Origin of the sequence: Pseudomonas endophytica (genome assembly GCF_001411475.1) — a bacterium.
In the GTDB taxonomy this organism is placed as follows: Bacteria; Pseudomonadota; Gammaproteobacteria; order Pseudomonadales; family Pseudomonadaceae; genus Aquipseudomonas; species Aquipseudomonas endophytica.
On sequence record NZ_LLWH01000158.1, the window covers coordinates 1 to 609 of the forward strand.

A 609-nucleotide genomic window follows, 5' to 3' on the forward strand; every position below is an offset into this window, starting at 1 on the left:
GAGCGGGGGTGGCGTGGGTTGCGCGGCAGAGGTGTTGGTTTGGGGCTGCAAGATGCGCTGGTGTCACTCGACCCGCTACGCCCGGTCGGCAAAGAGATCCTTGAAGTCCTCACGACCCACCAATGGGGCGACCGCCGCAGCCGTGCTGAGCGGGTGATCGAGTTGTTGGGCAAAGTCGGCGTGCCCGAGCCAGAGCTGCGTGCGCGCCAGCGGCCCGATCAACTGTCTGGTGGCCTGCGTCAGCGGGCGCTAATAGCCAGTGCGCTGGCGCTGAGCCCGGGTCTGGTGATCGCCGATGAACCGACCACAGCGTTGGACGCCACCGTGCAGGCGCAGATTCTGCAGGTGCTGCAAGAGATCAAAGCCCGTGGCGACTCGTTGCTAATCATCAGCCATGACTTGGCGGTGGTCGCCCAACTGGCCGATGAAGTGCTGGTGTTGCGTCACGGAGTGGTGGTCGAGCAGGGGCCCATGCAGCAGGTATTGCGCAACCCCAACCATCCCTATACCCAAGCACTACTGGACGCGGTGCCCGCCGAGCATGCGCGGGGCACGCGGCTGTCGTCGCACAGCAGTGAGCCGGTGCTGCAGGCTCGGCCTAGCGCCGAC

1 protein-coding gene is annotated in these 609 nt (G+C 65.8%); it reads left to right on the forward strand.

Annotated elements, in window-relative coordinates; translation table 11 throughout:
• On the forward strand, window positions 1-609 hold a 609-nt coding region (locus tag AQS70_RS10580; protein WP_156355131.1), incomplete at both ends, for an ABC transporter ATP-binding protein.